This window comes from Prosthecobacter sp. (genome assembly GCF_049294395.1).
GTDB lineage: Bacteria > Verrucomicrobiota > Verrucomicrobiia > Verrucomicrobiales > Verrucomicrobiaceae > Prosthecobacter.
Genome location: NZ_JBAQCR010000350.1, coordinates 1 through 5,484, shown reverse-complemented (window position 1 = coordinate 5,484; position 5,484 = coordinate 1). Strand labels below are relative to the sequence as shown.

Genomic DNA, 5,484 nt, shown 5'->3' with positions numbered 1-5,484 from the left:
GTCATGCACTGCCCGGCGGACCGGGCTACGTTGGCCGCTGAGAGGTTTTAACAAACCAAAAAAAAATGCCAGCACGCGCGCTCTAGGCTTGGTTAGGTTCCTCTCCCCAAAATCCTTCTTCAAATTTCTCCTCTTCCAGACGCTGGCGTCGTTCATCCAGAGATTCGCCTTCAAACATCCAGTATTGGGAGCCGCTGGCGTGCGTGGTTTTGTAGCCCATCTCCTGCAGGGAGGTGATGGCGGCACGGGAGAGGGTGAGTTCCAGCTCGTTCATGCGGACTTTGTTGTCCGGTAGCACCTCCACTTTTCGATCAGGATCACGGGAGAAGGTTAGGACATCGCCGGGCTTGATGCCGATGGCCGAAAGGCTGATGCGTTCCCGCCGTGCGCGCTGCCGCTCGACAGCGGCCTTCTCGGCCTCGTCCTCGGCCACGTCATCGCCGGGTGTCACGTCCTTGAAGCCGCCGATCTTCAGGGCCAGCACGGCTTTCTCCGGCTGGATGCGGAAGAACTCGCGCCGGGGGTTCACGCGATGCTCGGCGAAAAGCTGATGCAGCAAAGCCTCCACCTTCACATGCTCCGGCACCTCGGCGGCGTAGTGGCACTCAAAGGGCAGCGGTACCCCGCTGGGCGTGCTCAGCTCGCGGAGGCGCTGTTCCAGATTTTGTGTGAGACCGATCTTCACCAGTCCATGCATGGCTTCATTGGTCAGGACGTAGATGATGTTGGGCATGAGGGGTCTTCTCGGCGGATTATTTCGTTGCGAGCCAGAGCTTGAGGACGATGAGCACTGGAATTAGAATCGCAAAGTGGTGAATCGCTTTGGTATGAAACCAATAGAGCCGCCGCCGCTTGAAGCATTCCCATCTCGACAGTTTGAAGTAAGTCCTCTTGCTGGTTTCGAAGAGAGCTGAATCCAACGCGTGGTGGTTAGGGTATCGGCTTAGCAGTTCGTCATACTCAAGTGAAATCCGAAGGATCTCTTTGGTTTTGTCATCCTCGTTCTTCAGCTCCTTTGCGCGGCGCAAAGCGTTGTAGAGAACGCCGATTTTTAATGCGCACTCGTGATAAACGATGGCTTGCATAGGATACCGTTGGGTTGCCACAATCAATCCATAAGCGAGAAGCATGATTGACACTCCAGTCGTGACAAAGCTGAGGATGTCAGGGGAAAAGTCTTTGAATGCGGGATTTGGCACAAACGGAATCAAACCGACGATGATCAAATAGCAGGACAGCAGAGCGTTAGTCCAGGTCGCGGCATAATCCTTTTCCTCGCAGCGTTTGGCAGCATTGAACCGTGCCCCCTTGGTAATCCAAAGTTTGTAATTAAGCTCCTCTTCCCAGCGATTTCTCTCAAGGTAAGGAGGCAGGGAAGGTTTGTTACTCTTGGAGTCTCTGCACAATACACGAAGTTCGCTCTCGCGAACTCGTTTGGCCACTTGCCGTGCCTGCTTTCGATGCAATACAGAAGCCTTCCACAACCGTTTCATTGTGGCCGGCTTCTTGATCCATAGGTGCAACAAGCGCCTGAGCTGCCAAACTAAAGTAAACATGGTTAGTCCTTCCTTGCTAAGACAGCTTGTGCGGCATCCTCACCCTTTTCAATTGCAACTTCCACCGCACGCTTGGCTTTCGCGAGAAGGACTTGGGCTTCGTGGCGGGCGTTGTGGGCTTGGCGGATTTGGGTGATGATTTCCTTGGCGGCTTTCTCGGGGATTTTGGGGATCGGGAGCTTGAGGATGTCGCGCTCGGAGATGGCGGGGTAGAGGCTGGCGCTCGTGTGAAGGTCCATCAGTTCGCAGATGATGGGGAGGCGGAGGTAGGTCAGGAGAACTTCGGGGGCGATGAATTGTGGTTCAAGCACCACGAAGCCGGAGGAGCAGACGTCCTCGTGCTGTTCAGGGGCAATGATGGCACTGAGGCGGCGGATGGGGCGGACGGTGGAGGTGATGATGTCACCCTGATGAACTTTCTGGCTAGCACGGCTGGGGGCCTCATCGGTGAGCGTGGGCTCACTGCTGGAGGTGCCGTCGCTGCGCAGGCCGCTGATCTCGATGTAACGGAAGCTGTCGGCCTTGTGCTTGCTGGCATCAAAAGGCTCATGCCGGGCTGGGGCTACATCGTGGATGGTGAGGCCGTCGGCGCGGAGTTTGGCAAGCAGTTGGGCGACTCGTGGCGCATAGTATTCGGCATCGAAAGGGCGGCGGCGAGGGCTTCGGAGGCACGGCGGGTGTAGGTCAGAGGCTCCGGTGGCTCCCAGCCATCCAACCCTAGCGTTCGCAGTAGGGTTCGTTCGGCTTGGGCGAACTGTCTCTCAATTGCATCATAGGTGCTGAGTGCTTTGAGAACTTGTCGGCGGATCGCCAACTGGAACTCTCTAGAGCAAATTGGAACCTCAATGTCAGCAAATTCCAAGAGCTTGATTTCGGGTCTCGATGTTTTGATGCCTCTACGTCTGAGCTGTACATATCCGTAGAGGGAGTTCAGAAAGGTGGAGAGAAAGTATGGGTCCAAGCCTGCCCTGGGCCTGAGGATGCCGACGTGAGCGATGGTGTTTGCCCCTGCGAAAGCATCATCCACGACAGCGCTCACCCCAAAATAAACGCCCGTCTTGGTGACTAGCACGTCACCAGACTGGAGTTTAGAGCGGCCTAGAGTTGCTGCATAACTAGGGGTGAGAAAACGGCATGCTTCTCGGCGAATCCTACCTTCTTCGATAGACTCGCTGAGAACGAATGGAACGCCTTCGTCCGCATAATCAGCACTTCCATGGTCACCATCGGTGATGAGCGGGCAGCAGCTCTCAAGCTTTTCTTTATGGAATGGCGTTGCGATGAGCCTGTTAAACGGCAAAAGAAATTCTGGCGCGTAATACTCTGCGCCAATCGTCATGAAGTTTTCTAGAACAGTGCGTTTGATCTCACTGATTTCCAGCCCCTCCAACAACCTCGCGTAGTGCTTGGCGTTGAAGGGGCGGGTTAGAAAAAACTTAGCTTTTCCTTCGCTGCGAATTCTTCGAAGGCTTCCGCGATGCCATTCTGGGTCAGACCGTCGTGGTTGAAGAAGTCATGCTGGACAACCCAGTGGCCATGAGTATCGCGCAGACGTTCCTGTCTGGTTTCTCGCTTGCCAAGGGCGGCAAATTTCCATGTAATTGGTCTGTCATTGTCGGCTTTTTGCTTCTCCTGCATTTCCTCGACCTGACCGCGCACCCACTCAAGGCCAGGTCCTTCGGGGCCGACGCGCGCACTAAAAAGGTCGGCAGCATCCAGGGTGCCAAAATGGGCCACAAATTCCTTCTCTGGTAAAGCGACACGGGCATTTTGCTTGCGGTCGTATCCGACGTAGAGAGTTTGGTTCACATAGATCTTGTCACCGCTGTTGTCCTTACTGGGAAGGCGCTGGGTGGCAAAGAAGATGGGGTAGTCTTTCACCTTCTTGCAGATCGGCCCGGCATCTTTGTCATCGTTCCATTTTTGCACAAAAAGCACGCTGGTCTTAGTTCCGGTGTGGGGCTTGAAGGTGTTGCCGTGGACACCCACGACAGCAAGGATTCGGCAGCGCTCGGCAATGTATTCACGCACGCGCTGATCGCTGCTGTTGTTGAACCGCCCCTGCGGCAGAACCACGGCCATGCGGCCGCCGGGTTTTAGAAAGTCAAGATTGCGCTCGATGAAGAGCAGATCGCGGCCCACGGCGGACTCCAGCTTGCCTTGGCCGCCGTCTTTGGCGCGCTTGTGCGCCAACTCGTAGGGGCTGAGCATGTCTGTCTGTTTGATGTCACCGGCAAAAGGCGGATTGGCCATGAGTACATCAAAGCCGAAGGCGCGGTAGTCGTTCTTTTCCGCCATGAGCTTGCGGAGCTTCTTCCAGCCTTCGTGGTAGATATCCGACCAGTCCTGCTGCTTGGTGGTTTCGTCCCATCGCTTGTAGTCAAGGGTGTTCAGGTGAAGGACGTTTGTCTGGCCGTCTCCGGCAATGAGATTGAGGCAGCGGGAGACGCGGACGGACTTTTCGTCAAAGTCGATGGCGAAGACCTTGTCCTGCACGTATTTGGCGCAGCGGGCGGGCTTCTTCTCCATGGTGAAGAGGTGGGACTCGGGTTTGCCCATTTCCTTGAAGATGGCCTTCCACACATGAAAGATGCTGTGAACGGTGAACCCGGCGCTGCCGCACGCGGTGTCGATGATGGTCTCGCTTTCTTTGGGATTGAGCATCTTCACGCAGAGGTCAATTACCCAGCGCGGGGTGAAGTATTGGCCCTTTTCCCCTTTGGAGGATTTGTTGACGAGGTATTCAAAGGCCTCGTCCACCACATCGAGGTTGGAGTTGAAGAGCTTCCATTGCTCCAGTGAACCGACGCAAACCTGCAAATGTTCGGGTGTGAGACGTATTTTGTCATCGTCAAAGACGCCGTCCCAGCGCTCGCGGGCTTCATCAAAGAGCTCCTGGATTGCTTTTTTTGTACTGGCGGCGGTGTTGATGTTACGGAAGCGCAGATGAGGCGAATGTTCGGAGTAGCAGGAGAGCTCATCGAAGAGCTTGGTGAAGATGAGCTTGAACACTTCTTCAAAGACATCCACGCCGGCATTGGCGAGGACTTCGTCTTCGAGGTCTTCGATGAGCTGGCGTAGGCTCACGGCCTTGCTGCCTTGGGCATCGCGTTCGTTTTCAAACTCCAGGAGCTTGTCGATGGTCCAGGGCTGACCGGCGATCATCTCGATGGTTTCATTGGCACGCGGCAACGCGGGGATGACCTCGAAGTAATTCGGGTTTTTCCGGTGCCAGACGACGTAGGCGATGCCGTCGCTCCACACGGCCAGCGGTGCCCCGGTGGCGTGGGTGTAGCTTTTGAGCTGCTCCTTCCCGTCCTTCATTCTGCCCTGCTTCACCTCGATGATGACGTAGGGCACGGTGGGGCGGTCGGCATCCATGATGACGATGTCCGCGCGCTTGGAGGTGTCCCGCCCGAAGGTGACGGGGTACTCTACCTGAATGCGTGAGCTCGGATATTTGTAGCGGTAGATGAGCGTGTGCAGCCAGAGCTGGCGCACGACCTCCTCAGGCTTTGCCATGACATCCTTGCCCCGGACGAGGCACTTAAGGTAGGGCTTGCCGTTTTTTTCGAAGAGGGTCTTTTCGACCGCCTCAATCGTGGCCGAGGTAAAAGAGGCAGTGGTGGTGAAGGGCGCAAAAAGGTCGGGAAAGAGGTCGGCGGAGACGGGCATGGGCTCTTGCTAGCAGGTGGAAGCGTGGCGGCAAAGATAAAGTTAGGCCGGCGTGAGTTAGGCCGCCCTTTCAGGGCTCCCGGCTGTTCGTTTTGTGTTCTTCCCAGGGCGTTGCCCTGGGCTGCGATAGGGCGCGCCGTTGGCGCTTCAATCCAGGTGCCGGGAGACCTCCCGCACCCCTTCAGGGTGCGACCTTCGGTGAAAGGGGGGGCGTGATGGGGTGACCCAGGGCTGGCTGCGCTGCGCCCTGGGC

6 protein-coding genes are annotated in these 5,484 nt (G+C 56.4%); 2 read left to right on the top strand and 4 right to left on the bottom strand.

Translation table 11 applies throughout. The features are described from left to right. Nucleotides 1-82: 82 nt before the first annotated feature. Genes WAW39_RS23505 through WAW39_RS23495 form a run of 3 tightly spaced genes read right to left on the bottom strand, consistent with a single transcriptional unit; the run spans nucleotide 83 to nucleotide 1,867 of the window. A complete protein-coding gene (locus WAW39_RS23505) occupies nucleotides 83-733 on the bottom strand; it encodes a GIY-YIG nuclease family protein (protein WP_422321596.1) in 651 nt (216 codons plus the stop codon). 19 nt (nucleotides 734-752) lie between these two features. After that, a complete protein-coding gene (locus WAW39_RS23500; protein ID WP_422321595.1) occupies nucleotides 753-1,556 on the bottom strand; it encodes an SLATT domain-containing protein in 804 nt (267 codons plus the stop codon). 2 nt (nucleotides 1,557-1,558) lie between these two features. Then, on the bottom strand, nucleotides 1,559-1,867 hold the full coding sequence (locus WAW39_RS23495; protein ID WP_422321594.1) for a hypothetical protein: 309 nt from the start codon (nucleotides 1,865-1,867) through the stop codon (nucleotides 1,559-1,561). Between the two features lie 99 nt (nucleotides 1,868-1,966). Here WAW39_RS23495 and WAW39_RS23490 point away from each other — a divergent pair, with 99 nt between their 5' ends. After that, the gene (locus WAW39_RS23490) at nucleotides 1,967-2,239 is read left to right on the top strand and encodes a hypothetical protein (protein ID WP_422321593.1); all 273 of its coding nucleotides are present in this window, start codon (nucleotides 1,967-1,969) and stop codon (nucleotides 2,237-2,239) included. A 533-nt stretch (nucleotides 2,240-2,772) separates the two neighbouring features. After that, nucleotides 2,773-2,907 carry a hypothetical protein gene (locus tag WAW39_RS23485; RefSeq protein ID WP_422321592.1) on the top strand — a complete coding sequence of 45 codons (135 nt, stop codon included), beginning with the start codon at nucleotides 2,773-2,775 and terminating at the stop codon, nucleotides 2,905-2,907. Nucleotides 2,908-2,981: 74 nt separating this feature from the next. Here WAW39_RS23485 and WAW39_RS23480 read toward each other — a convergent pair whose 3' ends face one another. Next, nucleotides 2,982-5,231, bottom strand: coding sequence for an N-6 DNA methylase (locus WAW39_RS23480; RefSeq protein ID WP_422321591.1), 2,250 nt, complete (start codon nucleotides 5,229-5,231; stop codon nucleotides 2,982-2,984). Between the last annotated feature and the right edge of the window lie 253 nt (nucleotides 5,232-5,484).

Excerpts from the sequence above, each read along its gene's own strand:
- WAW39_RS23505 (WP_422321596.1), bottom strand. The coding sequence starts at position 733 with ATGCCCAACATCATCTACGTCCTGACCAATGAAGCCATGCATGGACTG.
- WAW39_RS23480 (WP_422321591.1), bottom strand. The coding sequence starts at position 5,231 with ATGCCCGTCTCCGCCGACCTCTTTCCCGACCTTTTTGCGCCCTTCACC.
- WAW39_RS23485 (WP_422321592.1), top strand. The coding sequence starts at position 2,773 with ATGGTCACCATCGGTGATGAGCGGGCAGCAGCTCTCAAGCTTTTCTTT.
- WAW39_RS23490 (WP_422321593.1), top strand. The coding sequence starts at position 1,967 with ATGAACTTTCTGGCTAGCACGGCTGGGGGCCTCATCGGTGAGCGTGGG.
- WAW39_RS23500 (WP_422321595.1), bottom strand. The coding sequence starts at position 1,556 with ATGTTTACTTTAGTTTGGCAGCTCAGGCGCTTGTTGCACCTATGGATC.